Origin of the sequence: Micromonospora sp. CB01531 (assembly GCF_001905095.1) — a bacterium.
Taxonomy (GTDB): Bacteria; Actinomycetota; Actinomycetes; order Mycobacteriales; family Micromonosporaceae; genus Micromonospora.
Genome location: NZ_LWLS01000002.1, coordinates 208,924 through 226,257 on the forward strand (window position 1 = coordinate 208,924; position 17,334 = coordinate 226,257).

A 17,334-nucleotide genomic window follows, 5' to 3' on the forward strand; every position below is an offset into this window, starting at 1 on the left:
CGTGACGGACACCCTCGCCACCGGCACGGCCCGTACCGACCGGGAACGGATGCTGGGTCGCCGCCGGGAACGCGTGGGCCCGGGCGGCGACCCGGTGGCCCCCGGCGCACCCGAGCCACGTCCCGACGCCGACTCGGACGGGGTGGTCCTGGACTGCGGCTGGGGCCGGCTGGTCTTCGGGCAGACGTTCGGCGAGCAGGTTGCCGTTGCCGACGTGCTGCGCTCCGAGGCTGTCGGCGCCCGGGACATCTGCATCTACCTGCGGGATCCGCACGTGCTGGTCTCCCGGCTGCCGGACGAGCTGTTCATCGACCCGTCGCTGACCTACCGGCTGCCGCTGGGCGAGCGCCGGCCGGCCGCCACCGCGGCCGGCGAGGTCTCCGGCCTGACCATCCGGCCGCTGCGCGACGCCGACGACGCCGACGCGGTGAACCGCATCTACGCCAGCAACGGCATGGTCACCGCCCCGGTCGAGGTGCTGGTCGACAACGCCGCCAGCGACCGGTTCCTGCACCTCGTCGCCGAGGCGGCCACCGGCGAGGTGGTCGGCACCATCACCGGGGTGGACCACGTCGCGGTCTTCGCCGACCCGGAGCGGGGCGCCAGCCTCTGGTGCCTGACCGTGGACTTCAACACCGCGCCGCCCGGCACCGGGCAGGCCCTGCTCACCGCGCTGGCCGACCGGCTCGACGAGCGGGGCCGGGCGTTCGTGGACCTCTCGGTGCTGGCCGAGAACTCCGGGGCGATCCGGCTCTACGAGCGGCTGGGCTTCCACCGCACCGGGACGCTCTGCGTGAAGCGGAAGAACCCGATCAACGAGCGGCTCTTCCTGCCCGCCACGCCTGAGGGGTACGACGGACTCAACCCGTACGCGAAGATCGTCGCCGACGAGGCGATGCGGCGCGGCATCCGGGTGGAGGTCACCGACCCGCACTGGGGTGAGCTGAGGCTGACCAGCGGCGGCCGGACCGTACATACCCGGGAGTCGCTGTCCGAGCTGACCTCGGCGGTGGCGATGAGCCGCTGCGACGACAAGCGGGTCACCCGGCGGATCCTCACGCAGACGGGGCTCTCCGTGCCACGGGGCCGGACCGCCACCGGCGACGCCGACGACCTGGCCTTCCTGGCGGACGTCGGCCCGGTGGTGGTCAAGCCGGCCCGGGGCGAGCAGGGCAACGGCATCACCGTCGGGGTGCGTACGCCCGAGGCGCTGGCCGCGGCGGTCACGCTGGCCCGGCGGTTCTGCCCGGACGTGCTGATCGAGGAGCTGCGCGAGGGTGACGACCTGCGGGTGATCGTCATCGACCACGAGGTGGTGGCCGCCGCCGTACGCCGGCCCGCCCAGATCACCGGCGACGGGCTGCACGACGTCACTGAGCTGATCGAGCGGCAGAGCCGGCGGCGGGCCGCCGCCACCGGGGGCGAGTCGCGGATCCCGATCGACGACATGACCCGTGAGGTGGTGGCCGAGGCGGGCCACCGGATGCACGACGTGCTCCCCGAGGGGCAGGTGCTCGCCGTCCGCCGGACCGCCAACCTGCACACCGGCGGCACCATCCACGACGTCACCGCGGAGCTGCACCCGGAGATCGCCGAGGCGTGCGTGGCGGCCAGCCGGGCGCTGGACATCCCGGTGACCGGGCTGGACCTGCTGGTGCCCGCCCCGGACCGGCCGGAGCACGTGTTCATCGAGGCGAACGAGCGGCCCGGCCTGGCCAACCACGAGCCGCAGCCGACCGCCGAGCGCTTCGTCGACCTGCTCTTCCCCGGCACCCGGGCACCGCAGCGGCTCTGGTCCCCGGCCGGAACCGGAGGCGCCGCGTGAGCCCGAAGCCCCTGGAGCTGGACCTCGACTACCTGCGCCAGGTGCTGGTCGAGCTGCTGGAGATCCCCAGCCCGTCGGGGCGTACCGACCACATCCAGCAGTACGTCGGGGAACGGCTGTCCGCGCTCGGCATCAGCTCCACGCTGACCCGGCGCGGGGCGCTCAGCGCCAGCCTCCCCGGCCCCCGGGCCACCGGCGCCGACCGCGCGATCGTGGTGCACACCGACACCATCGGCGGCATGGTGAAGGGGCTCAAGGAGAACGGCCGGCTGGAGCTGAAGCCGATCGGCACGCACAGTGCCCGGTTCGCCGAGGGCGCCCAGGTCCGGATCTTCACCGACGACCTGGACCGGGTGATCACCGGCCAGGTGCTGCCGCTGAAGGCCAGCGGGCACCGCTACAACGAGGCGGTCGACCTGCAGGGCGTCGGCTGGGAACTGGTCGAGGTGCGGGTTGACGAGCCGGTCGCCGACGCCGCCGGCCTGCGGGCCCTCGGCGTCGACGCGGGCGACTTCGTCGCGCTGCTGGCCCACCCGACAATCACCCCGGGCGGGTACGTCAAGTCCCGGCACCTGGACGACAAGGCCGGCGTGGCCGCGGTGCTGACCGCATTCAAGGCGATGGTCGACGCGGGCGTCACCCCGGCGGTGACCGCGCACCTGCTGGTCACGGTCACCGAGGAGATCGGGCACGGGGCCAGCCATGGCCTCGACCCGGACGTGGCGGAGATCGTCTCGGTGGACGCGGCGGTGGTCGCCCCGGGGCAGCAGTCCCGGGAGGACGCGGCCACCCTGGCCATGGGCGACGGGGTGGGTCCGTTCGACTACCACCTCACCCGCAACCTGGCGTCGATCGCCCGGGAGCACGGCGTCGACCTGGTCCGGGACGTCTTCGACTACTACCGGTCGGACGTGGCGGCCGCGGTCGAGGCCGGCGCGCACGCCCGCGTGGCGCTGCTCGGCTTCGGCGTGGACGCCACCCACGGGCACGAACGCACCCACCTCGACGGGCTGCGCCACCTGACCCAGCTGATCTGCCTCTACCTGCAGAACCCACTGGTCTTCCCCGAGTGGGACGCCGAGCCGGAGGGCGACCTGGCCGACTTCCCGTCGCTGGCCGTCCAGCCGGCCTCGGAGGAAGGCCCCCGCGAGGGCCCGATCGGCCTGGACTGATCGCGCTCCGGGCTCGAGCTGCGCTCGATGTCGGGCCTGTGATCGAAATCCGTTGCCGGGGTCGCCGGGAAGTGGATAGCGTGGCGGTACACGGGAAAGGAGGTGGTCCAGCTTTGTATAGCAATCGGACTCGTGAGGTGGCTGTCCGCTAGCCGCTGTCCTCGACAGGAAATCCCGTCCGCCGCGAGGCGGGCACAGGCACCATCGTCGAGACCGTGTGGCAGCGGTGCGGCGAATCCACGACAGCCACCCGACCCCCGGGGTGCCGGCCCAGTCCAGCCGGCCCGCGCGCGAGCGCGGAAGCCCCGGGGGTCGCTTCATGCTCCAGGGGGTTGCGGTGTCCATGCGTGAGCTGGCGGTGCTCGGTACGGCCAGCCAGGCCCCCACCCGACAGCGCAACCACAACGGCTACCTGCTGCGCTGGGACGACGAGGTGCTCCTCTTCGACCCGGGCGAGGGCAGCCAGCGGCAGATGCTGCACACCGGGATCTCGGCCACCGACCTCACCCGGATCTGCGTCACCCACTTCCATGGCGACCACTGCCTGGGCCTGCCCGGCGTGATCCAACGGCTCTCCCTGGACCGGGTGCCGCACCCGGTGGCCGTGACCTTCCCGGCCGGTGGCATTGAGTACTTCCACCGGCTGCACCACGCGTCGAGCTTCTACGAGGCGGCCGAGCTGACCGTGGAGCCGATCGAGGTCGACGGGCAGCGGATCAGCCTGGACATCGGCACGCTGGAGGCACGCCGGCTGCAGCACCCGATCGAGACGTACGGCTACCGGCTCATCGAGCCGGACGGCTGCCGGATGCTGCCGGAGAAGCTGGCCGCGTACGGCGTCGCCGGCCCGGCGGTCGGCGAGTTGCTCCGCGTCGGCCACCTGGACCTGGCCGGACGCCGCGTCACCCGGGACGAGGTGAGCGTGACCCGCCCCGGCCAGCGGTTCGCCTTCGTGATGGACACCGGGCTCTGCGACGGGGTGTGGGCCCTGGCCGAGCACGCCGACCTGCTGGTCATCGAGGCGACGTTCCTGGAATCGGAGGCCGCCCTCGCCGCCGAGGTCGGCCACCTGACGGCGGCGCAGGCCGCACGGGTGGCGGCCGAGTCCGGGGTACGCACCCTCGTGCTCACCCACTTCTCCCAGCGGTACGCCGATCCCCGCCGGTTCTCCGACGAGGCCCGCGCGCACTTCACCGGGGAGCTGGTGATCGCCGAGGACCTGATGACCGTGCCGGTGCCACCCCGGCGGGTAGCCTCGGCCGGGTGACTGTCGCCCTGCGCCCCGCCACCGAGGACGACCTGATGGCGGTCGGCGCCCTGCACCAGCGCTCCCGGGTGGCGGCATACGGGTCGTTTCTGCCGGCGGCGGCGCTGGCCGAGCCGACGCCGGAGGCGATGGGCCGGTACTGGGTCGAGCGCTGGCGGTGGGAGCGGGACGACCACCGGATGACGGTCGCCGAGCGCGACGGCCAGCGCGTCGGCTTCAGCTACCTGGGCCCGGACGACGAGGACGATCCCGCCACCGGACTGCTCAACGCGATCCACCTCGAGCCCGACGAGCGGGGCCGCGGCACCGGGCGGGCGCTGATGGTCGACGCCCTCGGCGCGATGCGGGCGCACGGCTGGGTCCGGGCCGTGCTCTGGGTGCTGGAGCGGAACACGGCCGCCCGCCGGTTCTACGAGCGCGGCGGCTGGACCGCCACCGGCGCCCGCCGCGACGACCGGATCGGCCCCGCCATCGTTTCCCAGCTCCGCTACGCACGCGAAATCTGAGGGTCCCGTCCCGCCCGGCCTAGGAAGACCTCTTCCGGACCAACGGCACGCCGTTCGCTCTGAGCGGATCGGGGCATGGGCGTCGGCGCGGGCGCGTTGGCACCGGCATGGACACCGAGCACACCGAGCGGGCGGAGGACGCCGCGCTCGACGCGTACTCCCGGGTGGTGACCGGCGTGGCCGCGCGGGTGCTGCCCAGCGTGGCCGCCCTGTCGGTGCGGACCGCGCGCGGCGCGGGCGCCGGCTCCGCCGTGGTGATCGGCCCCGACGGACTGCTGCTCACCAGCGCGCACGTGGTGCAGGGCGCCCGTAACGGCTCGGCCGCCTTCAGCGACGGCGTCGAAACCAGGTTCCAGGTCGTCGGCGCCGACCCGCTGTCCGACCTGGCCGTGCTGCGGGCAGAGGAGACGACCGTGCCGCCGGTGGAGCTGGGCGACGCGGACCGCCTACGGATCGGCCAGCTCGTGGTCGCGGTCGGCAACCCGCTGGGGCTGGCCGGCTCGGTCACCGCCGGGGTGGTCTCCGGGCTGGGCCGCTCGCTGCCGGCCCGGGACGGGCGGGTCACCCGGCTGATCGAGGACGTCATCCAGACCGACGCGGCGCTGAACCCGGGAAACTCCGGCGGGGCGTTGGCCGACTCCACCGGCCGGGTGGTCGGAGTGAACACGGCAGTCGCCGGGTACGGCCTCGGCCTCGCCGTGCCGATCAACGCCACCACCCGACAGATCATCGCCGACCTGACCGCCGACGGCCGGGTACGCCGGGCCTGGCTGGGGGTCGCCGGTGTGCCGGTGCCGCTGCCGCCGGAGGTCGTCGCCCGGACCGGGCAGCGACGCGGGCTGCGCGTGGTGGAGGTGGTGCCGGGCAGCCCGGCCGGGGTGGCCGGGATCTACCTGGGCGACGTGATCCTCGCCGCCAGCGGCCGGCCCGTGCAGGACGGGCAGGGCCTGCAGCGGCTGATGCTCGGCCCGGCCATCGGCACCCGGCTGCCGGTCACCGTGCTGCGCCGGGGCGCCCTCGTCGACGTGGTGGCCGTGCCAACGGAGCTGAGCCGCTGACGCGACGAGGGCCGCTCCCCGGCGGGAACGGCCCTCGTCGGTGGACTCAGCGCGCGCCGAGGTGGGCGAGCAGGTCCTGCCGGGTCAGCACGCCCTTGGGCTTGCCGTCGACCAGCACCAGGGCGGCGTCGGCCTTCTCCAGCAGCCCGACCGCCTCGCTCACCGGCTGCCCGCCGCCGATCATCGGCAGCGGCGCGGCCATGTGCCGCTCGATCGTGTCGTGCAGGTGGGCCTGGCCGGTGAAGAGCGCGTCGAGCAGGTCCTTCTCGGCGATCGAGCCGGCCACCTCGCCGGTGACCACCGGCGGCTCGGCCTTGAGCACCGGGAGCTGGGAGACGCCGTACTCGCGCATGTAGTCGATGGCGTCGCGGACCGTCTCGGTCGGGTGGACGTGCACCAGTTCGGGCAGCCCGCCCGGCTTGCTGGCGAGCGCGTCGGCGACCGTCGGCTCGGCGCCCGAGTTGTCCAGGAAGCCGTACCGGGCCATCCAGTTGTCGTTGAAGATCTTCGACAGGTAGCCCCGGCCGCCGTCCGGCAGCAGCACCACGACCACGTCGTCCGGGCCGGCCTTGCGGGCCACCTCCAGGGCACCCACCACGGCCATGCCGCAGGAGCCGCCGACCAGCAGGCCCTCCTCCCGGGCCAGCCGCCGGGTCATCTCGAAGGATTCCTTGTCGGAAACCTCGACGATCTCGTCGGCGATGTTCCGGTCGTACGTCTCCGGCCAGAAGTCCTCACCGACGCCCTCGACCAGGTACGGCCGGCCGGTGCCGCCGGAGTAGACCGAACCCTCCGGGTCCGCGCCGACGACCTTGACCCGCCCCTCGGAGGCCTCCTTGAGGTAGCGGCCGATGCCGGAGATGGTGCCGCCGGTGCCGACGCCCGCGACGAAGTGGGTGATCCGCCCCTCGGTCTGCTGCCAGATCTCCGGGCCGGTGGTCTCGTAGTGCGAGCGGGGGTTGGCCGGGTTGCTGTACTGGTTGGGCTTCCACGCGCCAGGGATCTCCCGGGCCAGCCGGTCGGAGACGTTGTAGTAGGAACGTGGGTCCTCCGGCGCCACCGCGGTCGGGCAGACCACCACCTCGGCACCGTACGCGCGCAGCACGTCCTGCTTGTCCTGGCTGACCTTGTCCGGGCAGACGAACACGCACTTGTAACCCTTGAGCTGGGCCACCAGGGCCAGCCCGACGCCGGTGTTGCCGCTGGTCGGCTCGACGATGGTGCCACCGGGCTTGAGCAGGCCCGCCTTCTCGGCATCCTCCACCATCCGCAGCGCGATCCGGTCCTTGACCGAGCCGCCCGGATTGACGTACTCCACCTTCGCGAGCACGGTCGCCTGGATGCCCTCGGTGACGTTGCGCAGGCGGACCAGCGGGGTGTTGCCGATCAGGTCGACGACGTTGTCGTAGTACTGCACCTCGTTGTGCCCTTCGTTGCGGCGCCGGCGTCGGCGGCCGAGCAGACGTTCATTCGTCGCCCAGGGTACGTGCCATCAGGGCACCAGACGTCCCGGGATGACGGAGCTCTGCCGCGCCTCCCACTCCAGGAACCGCTCGGTCTCGGCGAGCACGCTGCCGGCCAGCCAGGTGACCATCACCGCGTCGTCGGCCAGGCCGAGGACCGCCAGCGGGATCTCCGGCAGCAGGTCGATCGGCGAGACCACGTAGGCCGTGGCCGCGGCCATCAGAGCCAGCCGCAGACCGCCGTCGTACTGCCCCTTGGCGGTGGCCCGGATCATCCGGGGCAGCGCCGCCAGCCGGGCACCGAGCGAGGGACCGCCCCGCGACCCGCTCGCCAGCGCCCGGGCCAGCGCGGCGAAGGCCGCGCTCCGCTTCAACGTCCTACCCATGTTTGTCGCCCCTTTCCGCTCGCCCGACCAGAGTGCGGCCCCGGCGCAAGAGCACCACGCTCCCGGAAACAGGTACCCGGAACCGTGCTCCGTCAGCCGCACGATCGCGGAGAGCGGGTGTCGAAACGGCGCGATAGTGTCGGTTCATGGGGGAAGCTGGTTCCGCCGTACCAGCCGGCTGGCGGCGAGCCCGGCAGATCGCCCGCCTGGCGGCGATCGGCACGGGCGCCACCGTGGCGGCCACCGTCGCGACGGGCGGGGTGCTGCTCGGTCAGGCCCGGCAGGCCCGGCGCACCATCCCGATGGCCGAGGCACCCCCGCCCCGCTGCGACGGGGTCTACGGCGCGAAGCTTCCCGGCCCGCCCGTCACCATGGTGATCCTGGGCGACTCCTCGGCCGCCGGCTACGGCGTGCACCGCCGCCGGGAGACCCCGGGTGCGCTGCTGGCTACCGGGCTGTCCCGCCGGCTGCACCGGCCGGTCCGGCTGCACCGGTTCGCCGTGGTGGGCGCCCTGTCGGCCGGGCTGAAGCCGCAGGTCGAGTCGGCCCTGGAGGTCGAGCCGGACATCGCGGTCATCCTGATCGGCGGCAACGACGTCACCAACCGCACTCCACCGTCGGTGGCGGTGCGCTACCTGGTCGACGCGGTCCTCACGCTGCGCGCGGCCGGCTGCGAGGTGGTCGTCGGCACCTGCCCCGACCTGGGGGCGATCCAGCCGATCCAGCCGCCGCTGCGCTGGCTGGCCCGCCGCTGGAGCCGCCAGCTCGCCGCCGCGCAGACGGTGGCGGTGGTCGAGGCCGGCGGCCGGACGGTCTCCCTCGGCGACCTGCTCGGTCCCCGGTTCGCCGCCGAGCCGGCCCGGATGTTCGCCTGGGACCGGTTCCATCCGTCCGCCGAGGGGTACGCGGTCGCCGCGGCGGCGATGCTGCCCACCCTGCTCTCCGCGCTCGGCGCCGGTCAGGACCGCCGGCCTCCGCTGCCCGGCCGCGAAGGCGTACGGTCGCTCCCGGAGGCGGCCCACGAGGCGGCCCGGCACGCGGGCACCGAGGTCAGCGGCACCCAGGTCCGGGGGCGCGACCACGGGCCCGGCGGGCGCTGGGCGCAGCTTCGGCGGCGTGCCTTCTTCGGCGTCGGCGCGGTGCCGCACTCCGGTGACCACGCCGAGTCACCGACCCTGGAGGGACTGGCATGAGCGGGCCCAGTGGGGGCATCATCAGGCACAACGCGAGCGTGACATGAGCACGGCTCGCGAGCCGACCGGCCTGTGCGCCGTCGGCCCTGGGGAGGTGTCGTCATGACGGGTCGTAACGAGTTCGTGGTCCGGCTGGGTCGGGCCGCGGCCCTCTCCCTGGTCGCCGGCACGGTTGGTGGGGCGGCGATCCTCGCCGGCCAGGCCATCGCCGCCCGCAGCCGCCAGTACGCGCAGCCCGAGCTGAGCCTCGCGCTGCGCGCCACGGTCGGCCGGGCGGACGCGCCGCCGCTGCGGCTGGTGCTGCTCGGCGACTCGTCGGCGCTCGGCGTCGGGGTGGAGCGCTTCGAGGAGACCATCGGCGGCCAGCTCGCCCACCTGCTGGCGGAGGGGCCGACCGGCCGGCGGGTACACCTGTCCAGCGTGGGCGTCTCCGGGTCCCGCTCCACCGACCTGGCCACCCAGGTGGCCCGGGCGCTGCTCGGTGAACGCCCCGACGTGGCGGTGATCCTGATCGGGGCCAACGACGCGACCGCGATGGTCCGCCCGGCGGACGCGGCCGCGTACCTGAGCTCGGCGGTACGCCGGCTGCGCGAGGCGCACGTCGAGGTGGTGGTGGGCACCTGCCCGGACCTCGGCGCGGTCCGCGCGGTCGCGTCCCCGCTCCGGCACGTGCTCGCCTGGTCCGGGCGGCGGCTCGCCCGCGCCCAACTGTCGGCCGTGCTGGATGCCGGGGGCAGCGTCGTCGACCTGGGCACCGAGACCGGCCCGGTGTTCCGGGCGGACGCGGGGACGCTCTGCCACGACGGCTTCCACCCCTCCGCCGACGGCTACCGGGTCTGGGCGCACGCCCTGCTCCCCGCAGTCGAGGCGGCCGCGGCGGTCGCCTCCCGGCACCACTGACCGGGCCCGCCGGGCGTGACATTTCCCGCCCGGCGGCCAGCTTCCGCCGCAAGTTACTCGCGGGTTAACGTTGGTTCATGCCGATTGAGTCGCCCCGCGACGCCGTCATCGTCGCCACCGCCCGGTCCCCCATCGGTCGCGCGTTCAAGGGTTCCCTGCGGGACGTCCGCCCGGACGATCTGGCCGCCACCATCGTCCAGGCCGCCCTCGACAAGGTACCCGCGCTCGACCCCACCACGATCGACGACCTCTATCTGGGCTGCGGCCTGCCCGGGGGCGAGCAGGGCTTCAACATGGCCCGGGTGGTCGCCACCCTGCTTGACCTGGACGGCCTGCCCGGCGCCACGCTGACCCGATACTGCGCCTCCTCACTGCAGACCACCCGGATGGCCATGCACGCGATCCGGGCCGGCGAGGGTGACGTCTTCATCTCCGCCGGCGTCGAGACCGTCTCCCGGTACGCCCGGGGCAACTCGGACACCCTGCCGCCGGAGGCGCGGGCGCTGGTCGGCGGCGGTTGGGAGAACCCCCGCTTCGCGGCGGCGCGCGAGCGGTCCGCGGTCCGCGCCCAGGGTGGCGCCGAGGTGTGGACCGACCCGCGCGAGGCCGATCGACTCCCCGACATCTACCTGGCGATGGGGCAGACCGCGGAGAACCTCGCCCAGGTCTACGACATCACCCGCGAGGACATGGACGCCTTCGGCGTCCGCAGCCAGAACCTGGCCGAGAAGGCGATCGCGGACGGCTTCTGGGCGCGTGAGATCACCCCGGTGACCACCCCGGACGGCACCGTGGTGAGCGCCGACGACGGCCCGCGGCCGGGCGTGACCCTGGCCGGTGTCGCCGGCCTGAAGCCGGTCTTCCGTCCGGACGGCCGGATCACCGCCGGCAACTGCTGCCCGCTCAACGACGGTGCCGCCGCCGTGATCGTGATGAGCGCCCAGCGGGCGCGGGACCTCGGCCTCACCCCGCTGGCCCGGATCGTCTCCACCGGCGTCACCGCGCTCTCCCCGGAGATCATGGGACTCGGCCCGGTCGAGGCGTCGAAGCAGGCGCTCAAGCGGGCCGGCATGACCATCGACGACGTCGACCTCGTCGAGATCAACGAGGCGTTCGCCGCGCAGGTGATCCCGTCGTACCGGCAGCTCGGCATCCCGGAGGAGAAGCTGAACGTCATGGGCGGCGCGATCGCCGTCGGGCACCCGTTCGGCATGACCGGGGCCCGGATCACCGGCACCCTGCTCAACGCCCTGGAGTGGCACGACCGGACCATCGGTCTGGAGACCATGTGTGTCGGCGGCGGCCAGGGCATGGCCATGGTGCTCGAACGGCTGAGCTGATTCGACGGAGACGGACCCGGGTAGCGGAGGCACCATGGCGATGGTCGTGGAACGCGAGCGCAAGTACTCCGGGGACGAGGCATTCCGGCTGCCGGACCTGACGGGGTGCGGTGGCGTCACGGCGATGTCCGACGCCACCGCCCTCGACCTGGACGCCGTCTACCTGGACACCACCGACCTGCGGCTGGCCCGGAGCGGCTTCGCGCTGCGACGGCGTACCGGCGGGCACGACGCGGGCTGGCACCTCAAGGTCGGGGCCACCGGCGGCCCCCGGACCGAGTACCAGTTCCCCGCCGGGCCGGATGACGGCGACCCGCCGCCCGAGTTGGTCGCGCTCTTCCGGGCCGCGTCCCGGGGCCGGCCGGTCGCCCCGGCCGCCCGGATCGTCACCCGCCGCCGGGAACGCCGCCTCCTCGACCCGGCCGGCCGGACCTTGGCCGAGGTGGCCGAGGACCGCGTCGAGGCCCACGACCTGGTCGGCGGCGAGCGGCAGGCGTGGCACGAGATCGAGGTCGAGCTGGTCGACGGCGACGAGGCCCTGCTCGACGCGGTGGAGGCGCGGCTGCGTGAGGCCGGGGCCCGGCCGGTGCCCGTGTCCAAGTCGCACCGGGCGCTCGCCAGCCGGCTCGCGGCCGCCCGGCCGGCGCCCGCCGATCCCGGCGCGGCGCCGGTGCTCGACTACGCCGCCGCCCAGCGCGACGCCCTGATCGGCAACCACCCGGGCGCGCGGAGCGGCGACGAGGATGCGGTGCACGACATGCGGGTCGCCGTCCGCCGGCTCCGCTCCACCCTGCGTACGTTCCGCGGGCTGTGGGACCGGCGGGAGAGCGAGTTGGTGCGCGGCGAGCTGCGCTGGCTGGGCGGGCAGCTCGGGCCGGTCCGGGACACCCAGGTGATGGCCACCCGGCTCGCCGACGCCGTCCACGCGGAGCCGGACGAGCTGGTGCTCGGCCCGGTCGCGGCGCGGATCGCCGAGCGGTTCGCCGCCGACCTGGCCACGGCGCTCGACGAGCTACGCACGGCGCTCGACTCCGGCCGGTACGCCGAGCTGCTGCGCCGGCTGGACGCGCTGTTGGAGGGGCCGCCCGCCCGGGCGGTGGACGCCCGCTGGGTGGCCCGCCGGGTCCGCCGCGCGGTGCGCCGGGCGGACGAGCGCCTGGACCGGGCCCTGGCCGCCGGGCACCGGGCCGGCGGGACCGCCGACATCGCCCTGCACGAGGCGCGCAAGGCGGCCAAGGCGGCCCGTTACGCGGTCGAGGTGCGCGAGCCGGCCGCCGGGAAGCCCGCCGCCCGACTGGTGGCACGGCTCAAGGCCCTGCAGGACCTGCTCGGCGCGCACCAGGACTCGACGGTCACCCGCGAGGTGCTGCGCCGCCAGGCGCTGCGGGCGTACGCCGCCGGGGAGAACACCTTCACGTACGGTGTCCTGCACGCCCGGCAGGCCGCGGCGGCCGACCGCGAACTGCCGGGTCTGCTGCGGGTGCGGGACCGGGCCCGGCGGCGGAAGGTCCGGCGCTGGCTCACGCGGACCGGCTGACGGCAGCGGTGACCGGGCGCCCGGCTGATCCGGGAGTGCTTCGGCTCCTGGGCACGCCCCGATCCCGCGCTGCCGCGGCTACAACGCGGAACGGGTGCCGGCCACCGCGGCGACGGCCTCGGCCAGCACCGACTCCGGTGGACCGGCCGCCACCAGGTCGGCGGCGACCACCCGGAGCTGGTCGGGCAGGACCAGGTCGTTACCGAGCCGGGGCACCTCCCGGCGCGGCTCGCCCTCCGCGTCCGCCGCCAGGTTGGCGATCTCCTGCACCAGCTTGTGCACCAGGTCGGCCCGCGACACGTTGCCGCCCGCGGCCACCGCCGACCAGCGCGGCTGCTGCCAGTGCCCGACCTGTCGGACCAGCAGCTCCACCGCCCGGTCCAGTTCCGCTGCGCTCATCGCGGCCGAGTCTACGACGGCTCCAGGTCGCGGCGCGGCGGCAGACCGGCCTTCATTCGGCCGGAGCGCCGCCTATCGGCGCGGAGGCCGAATTATGGCCGCCAGCCGAGCTGGAGTTGTCGAACGGTCAGCGCCGGGCGTAGCTGAGCAGGCGGAGGATCTGCCAGTACAGGAAGATCAACCCGACCAGCAGCCCGAACGCGCAGAACCAGGCGTACCGGCGGGGCAGTCCGGCTCGGACCGACCGCTCGACCAGATCGAAGTCGAGGATGAAGCTGAACGCCCCGGCGATGATCGCCACCACCGAGAAGACCCACGGCAGCCAGCCGACCTGGCCGGTGAGGTTGTACGCCTCCAGGGCCTGCCGCCCGGTGAGCAGGTACGCGACCAGGTTGACCAGCCCGAGCGCCACAATCCCGAGGAGCACACCGACGACCAGCCGGGCCAGCCGTGGGGTGGCCCGGACCACCCGGGCCCGATAGAGCAGGGCCATCCCGAGGAAGACGCCGAGGGTGCCGATCACCGCCTGGGCCACGATCCCCGGATACACCATCTCGAAGGCCCGGCTCGCCACCCCGAGCAGCAGCCCCTGGAGCACCGCGTACGCGGCGATGACCGGCGGGCTGGTGATCTGCCTGAGGGAGATGACCAGCACCAGCGCCAGGCTGGCCAGGGAACTGCCGACGAGCGCCGCCGAGATCCAGATCGCCGGCGGTACGACCACCCAGGTGGCGACCGCCGTGACGCCGGTGAGCACCAGCAGACCGACCGTCCGGCTGACCACGTCGGCCACGGTCATCGTCTCGGCGGCCCCGACACCGAGCACCTGGCGCTCGGTCCGGCCGACGTCGTCCAGTCGGGTCAGCACCGGATTGGCACTCCGCACCGCGACCTCCTCGCCGACGTACCCCGCTCCCACTCTGCCCCCGGTGATCCGGCGGCGGCGGGAAAACGAGGACGCCCGCCGCCGCGGTCGCGGCAGGCGGGCGTCGCAGGTCGGGCGGCGGGACCGTCAGTCGTCGCCCTGGAAGTAGCTGAGCAGGCGCAGCACCTCCAGGTAGAGCCAGACCAGGCCGACCACGATGCCGAACGCGGCGGTCCAGGCGTAGCGCTGCGGGAGCCCCATCCGCACGCCGTCTTCGATCTGGGCGAAGTTGAGGACGAAGCTCAACGAGGCGACCACGATGCAGACCAGGCTGAAGCCGATGCCCAGCGGGCCGCTGTCGCGCAGGCCGGTGTGCACGCCGAAGAGCGCGAGCACCAGGTTGATCAGCATGACCGCGAAGAGGCCACCGATGACCGCGATCATGATCCGGGTGAACTTCGGGGTGGCCCGGATGACCCGCGCCTTGTAGAGCATCGCCATCAGGAAGAACACGCCGAAGGTCGCCACCACGGCCTGGAGCACGATGCCGTTGTAGAGCGACTCGAACGCCTTGCTGACCATGCCGACGAAGACGCCCTCGACGATCGAGTAGGCCACCACCAGCGCCGGGTTGGCCATCCGCGAGAACGAGATGATCATACCGAGCACCAGACCGACGACCGCGGCACCGATCCAGGCGACGCCGACCAGGGCGTCCGGGACGAGCGCCCAGGCGGCCGCGGCGGAGACGCCGAGGATGCCGAGCAGCATGACCGTCTTGACGACGACGTCGTCCAGGGTCATGGGGGTCACGGTGGGCGCGGCCGCCGGGTAGCCGTACCCGGGGGTCGGGTACTGCTGCGGCTGCGGCTGGTACTGCTGCGGGTATCCGGGCTGACCGTACGGCCCGGGCTGGGCGTACCCGGCCGCCCGCTCACGCTCGGCCGCCTGGCCGAGCCGGGCGAGCACCGGGTTCGAGGTCTTCACTTCTCAGGCCTCCCTCAGGGGGTCGATGCACGTGAACGTGCCTCTCCAGGGTAAACGTGGCGCGCACCCCCGCGCCGGGAGTGAAGCTGTGGGAAAGCTGAGAGTCTGGTGCCCGGGGCGGGGCTCGAACCCGCACGCCTTGCGGCAGCCGCTTTTAAGGCGGCCGTGTCTGCCGTTCCACCACCCGGGCAGGTGACACCGGCGCGCCGACACGCGGCGGTGCAGATCTCACCGTAGCCGCTACGGCGCCACCTGGCGTACCCCGTGGGCCCCCGCCGCTATGGTCGAGGCCGTGACCAGCGCCGCCCGCACCGCCCCCGGACCCGAGCGCGACCAGACGCTCCGCCTCGACCCGACAGCCCCCCGCCCGACCCGGACGGCCCGCCTGCTGGCCACCGCGGACCGGCACCGCGCGGACCTGCTCGCCGGGCTGCTCTTCACCCTGCTCGCCGGCTGGCTCACCCACGGGCTGTGGCCGGCCCCGGGGCAGCGGGTGCTCGCGCTCAACGCGGCGGACCAGACCCTCTACGAGTGGTTCCTGGCCGTCGACTCACGCGCCCTGCTCGGCGACTTCAGCCTGCTCACCGACCGGCTCAACGCCCCCGACGGGGTCAACCTGATGGCCAACACCACGGTCATCGCGCTCGGGGTGCTCCTCGCCCCGATCACCTGGGCGTTCGGGGCACCGGTCACCTTCGCCCTGCTGGCCGCCGGCAACCTGGCCGGCACGGCGGTCGCCTGGTACCTGCTCTTCACCCGGACGCTGCGGGCCCGGCGGCTCGCCGCCGGACTCGGCGCCGCACTGTGCGGCTTCGGGCCAGGCATGGTCTCGCAGAGCAACGGGCACCTGCACATGACCGCCCAGTGGCTGGTTCCGGTGATCGTCTGGCTGGTCATCCGGCTGCTCCGGGCCGCCGACCCGGCCGGCCGCCCGGCCGGACCCGACCGCTGGCGGCTGGCCAGCTCGGCAGTCGGGCTGGCCGCGGCGGTCACCGCCCAGCTCTTCATCGGCGAGGAAGTGCTCTTCCTCACCGCGGTCACCCTGCTGGTGATGACGCTGGCATACGGGCTGACCGACCGGGCCCTGCTGCGCCGGGCGCTGCCGTCGTTCGGCGGGGGAATGATGGTCGCCACCGGTCTGGCGCTCCTCCTGCTGGCATACCCGTTGTGGTACCAGTTCGCCGGGCCGCAGGGCGTCGCCGACGGCATGTTCAGCCCGGACTACTTCTCCGCCGACCTGGCCAGCTGGTCGACCCTCTCCCCACAGTCCGTGCTGGGCAGCGCGGATGCGTCCCGCCTGACCACCGGGCCGGCCGAGTACAACACCTTCCTCGGCTGGCCGCTGCTGCTGGTCACCGCCGCCTGTGCGCTCTGGCTGGGCCGGCGCCCGCTGGTGGTCGCCTGCGTCGCCGGCGCGCTGGTCATGGGGGCGCTGTCGCTCGGTCCCGAGGTCATCGTCGCCGGCGAACGGACCGGGCTGCCCGCCCCGTACGCCCTGCTGGCCGGGGTGCCCGTGGTGGACGGCGCGCTGCCGATGCGGTTCGCCCTGGCGGTGCTGCCGCTGGTCGGGACCGTGCTGACCCTCGCGATGGACCGGGCGCTGGCGGCATCCGGCCGGGCCCGGCGGCTGGTGCCGCTGGCCGTCGGCGCGGCCCTGCTCACCGTCTTCCCCACCCCGCTGCCCACCGCCGACCGGCCGGCGCTGCCCGAGTTCGTCACGGCCGGTCACTGGCGGCAGTGCGTACGGCCCGGTGGGGTGCTGGTCCCGGTGCCCGCCGCCACCCCGGCAGATCCGTGGCCGATGCGCTGGGCCACCGCCGCCGACGCGGCGTTCGGTATGCCCGAAGGCTTCTTCATCGGCTCGTACGGCCGGGACGGCTCGGCGGCCATGGGCACCTACAAGCGCCCCACCTCAGCCCTGCTCGCCGACGTCGCGAAGCGGGGGGTGCCCGCCGCGGTCGGCGACGAGCAACGCCGGCAGGCGGCCCGGGACGTCCAGTTCTGGGGCGCCTCCTGCGTGGCACTGACCGACGACGCGCCGCACGCGGAGACCCTGCGCAAGACCCTGGAGCAGCTCTACGGCCCGGGCACCCGGGTCGCCGACGCCTGGACCTGGCGGTTCTGACCGCGGCTCTGGTTGCTGTTGTGAGGTGGTTGCTGTTGCGGGCTGAGGGCGAGGGTGACCGGCTCCGGGCGGTCAGGCTTGATCCCTGCGCCGGTCACCCTCGCCCCCAGCCCCGTCGTGCGCCTTCGCCGCCCGTCCGTCACTGGCTTTCTCCGGTACGTCTGGAGGGCGGGGCGCGGTCGCGATCTCCGAGCAGGCGCCCGACGGATGTGGAAACGCCGCTGGCCGGCACCCCTTGTTCGGGTGCCGGCCAGCGGTCGGTTGCTGCTATCGGTGTTGTCAGCTGTTCCAGTGCTGGGCGACCAGGTCAG

General features: G+C 74.0%; 15 protein-coding genes and 1 tRNA gene. 10 read left to right on the forward strand and 6 right to left on the reverse strand.

Annotated features, from left to right (window positions below):
• Window position 1 precedes the first annotated feature (1 nt).
• The 5 genes from ngg to A6A27_RS03440 all read left to right on the forward strand — a co-directional run bounded on the left by ngg (window position 2) and on the right by A6A27_RS03440 (window position 5,828).
• Complete coding sequence (ngg, locus tag A6A27_RS03420) at window positions 2–1,825, forward strand: N-acetylglutaminylglutamine synthetase (protein ID WP_073832869.1); 1,824 nt, start codon at window positions 2–4, stop codon at window positions 1,823–1,825.
• Complete coding sequence (locus A6A27_RS03425; protein WP_073832870.1) at window positions 1,822–2,997, forward strand: osmoprotectant NAGGN system M42 family peptidase; 1,176 nt, start codon at window positions 1,822–1,824, stop codon at window positions 2,995–2,997. The genes ngg and A6A27_RS03425 overlap by 4 nt, the downstream gene beginning before the upstream one ends.
• Window positions 2,998–3,334: 337 nt before the next feature.
• On the forward strand, window positions 3,335–4,264 hold the full coding sequence (locus tag A6A27_RS03430) for a ribonuclease Z (RefSeq protein WP_073832913.1): 930 nt from the start codon (window positions 3,335–3,337) through the stop codon (window positions 4,262–4,264).
• Window positions 4,261–4,770, forward strand: a complete 510-nt coding sequence (locus A6A27_RS03435; RefSeq protein ID WP_073832871.1) for a GNAT family N-acetyltransferase — start codon at window positions 4,261–4,263, stop codon at window positions 4,768–4,770. The genes A6A27_RS03430 and A6A27_RS03435 overlap by 4 nt, the downstream gene beginning before the upstream one ends.
• Window positions 4,771–4,877: 107 nt before the next feature.
• The gene (locus A6A27_RS03440; protein ID WP_073832872.1) at window positions 4,878–5,828 is read left to right on the forward strand and encodes a S1C family serine protease; all 951 of its coding nucleotides are present in this window, start codon (window positions 4,878–4,880) and stop codon (window positions 5,826–5,828) included.
• Window positions 5,829–5,874: 46 nt separating this feature from the next.
• Here the strand turns inward: A6A27_RS03440 and A6A27_RS03445 are convergent, their stop codons facing one another.
• Both A6A27_RS03445 and A6A27_RS03450 read right to left on the reverse strand, forming a co-directional pair.
• The gene (locus tag A6A27_RS03445) at window positions 5,875–7,245 is read right to left on the reverse strand and encodes a cystathionine beta-synthase (protein WP_073832873.1); all 1,371 of its coding nucleotides are present in this window, start codon (window positions 7,243–7,245) and stop codon (window positions 5,875–5,877) included.
• 75 nt (window positions 7,246–7,320) lie between these two features.
• Window positions 7,321–7,677, reverse strand: a complete 357-nt coding sequence (locus A6A27_RS03450; RefSeq protein ID WP_073832874.1) for a YkvA family protein — start codon at window positions 7,675–7,677, stop codon at window positions 7,321–7,323.
• A gap of 146 nt (window positions 7,678–7,823) precedes the next feature.
• Between A6A27_RS03450 and A6A27_RS03455 the strand changes: the two genes are divergently transcribed.
• The 4 genes from A6A27_RS03455 (at window position 7,824) to A6A27_RS03470 (ending at window position 12,647) form a co-directional block, all read left to right on the forward strand.
• The gene (locus tag A6A27_RS03455; RefSeq protein ID WP_073832875.1) at window positions 7,824–8,870 is read left to right on the forward strand and encodes an SGNH/GDSL hydrolase family protein; all 1,047 of its coding nucleotides are present in this window, start codon (window positions 7,824–7,826) and stop codon (window positions 8,868–8,870) included.
• 102 nt (window positions 8,871–8,972) lie between these two features.
• On the forward strand, window positions 8,973–9,770 hold the full coding sequence (locus tag A6A27_RS03460; RefSeq protein WP_073832876.1) for an SGNH/GDSL hydrolase family protein: 798 nt from the start codon (window positions 8,973–8,975) through the stop codon (window positions 9,768–9,770).
• A gap of 77 nt (window positions 9,771–9,847) precedes the next feature.
• Window positions 9,848–11,110 carry an acetyl-CoA C-acetyltransferase gene (locus A6A27_RS03465; RefSeq protein WP_073832877.1) on the forward strand — a complete coding sequence of 421 codons (1,263 nt, stop codon included), beginning with the start codon at window positions 9,848–9,850 and terminating at the stop codon, window positions 11,108–11,110.
• Between the two features lie 34 nt (window positions 11,111–11,144).
• Window positions 11,145–12,647 carry a CYTH and CHAD domain-containing protein gene (locus tag A6A27_RS03470; RefSeq protein WP_073832878.1) on the forward strand — a complete coding sequence of 501 codons (1,503 nt, stop codon included), beginning with the start codon at window positions 11,145–11,147 and terminating at the stop codon, window positions 12,645–12,647.
• A 78-nt stretch (window positions 12,648–12,725) separates the two neighbouring features.
• Here A6A27_RS03470 and A6A27_RS03475 read toward each other — a convergent pair whose 3' ends face one another.
• From A6A27_RS03475 to A6A27_RS03490, 4 genes are all read right to left on the reverse strand, one after another.
• Window positions 12,726–13,046: a hypothetical protein gene (locus A6A27_RS03475; RefSeq protein WP_073832879.1), complete on the reverse strand. Its 321-nt coding sequence runs from the start codon at window positions 13,044–13,046 to the stop codon at window positions 12,726–12,728.
• 127 nt (window positions 13,047–13,173) lie between these two features.
• Entirely contained in the window at window positions 13,174–13,932 is a 759-nt protein-coding gene (locus tag A6A27_RS03480; protein WP_073832914.1) for a Bax inhibitor-1/YccA family protein, read from the reverse strand.
• A gap of 126 nt (window positions 13,933–14,058) precedes the next feature.
• The gene (locus A6A27_RS03485) at window positions 14,059–14,898 is read right to left on the reverse strand and encodes a Bax inhibitor-1/YccA family protein (RefSeq protein WP_073832880.1); all 840 of its coding nucleotides are present in this window, start codon (window positions 14,896–14,898) and stop codon (window positions 14,059–14,061) included.
• A 106-nt stretch (window positions 14,899–15,004) separates the two neighbouring features.
• A tRNA-Leu gene (locus A6A27_RS03490) sits at window positions 15,005–15,088 on the reverse strand.
• Window positions 15,089–15,190: 102 nt separating this feature from the next.
• On the opposite strand from A6A27_RS03490, the gene A6A27_RS03495 reads away from it, so the two are divergent.
• The gene (locus A6A27_RS03495; protein ID WP_241825045.1) at window positions 15,191–17,023 is read left to right on the forward strand and encodes a hypothetical protein; all 1,833 of its coding nucleotides are present in this window, start codon (window positions 15,191–15,193) and stop codon (window positions 17,021–17,023) included.
• Window positions 17,024–17,334: the final 311 nt, after the last annotated feature.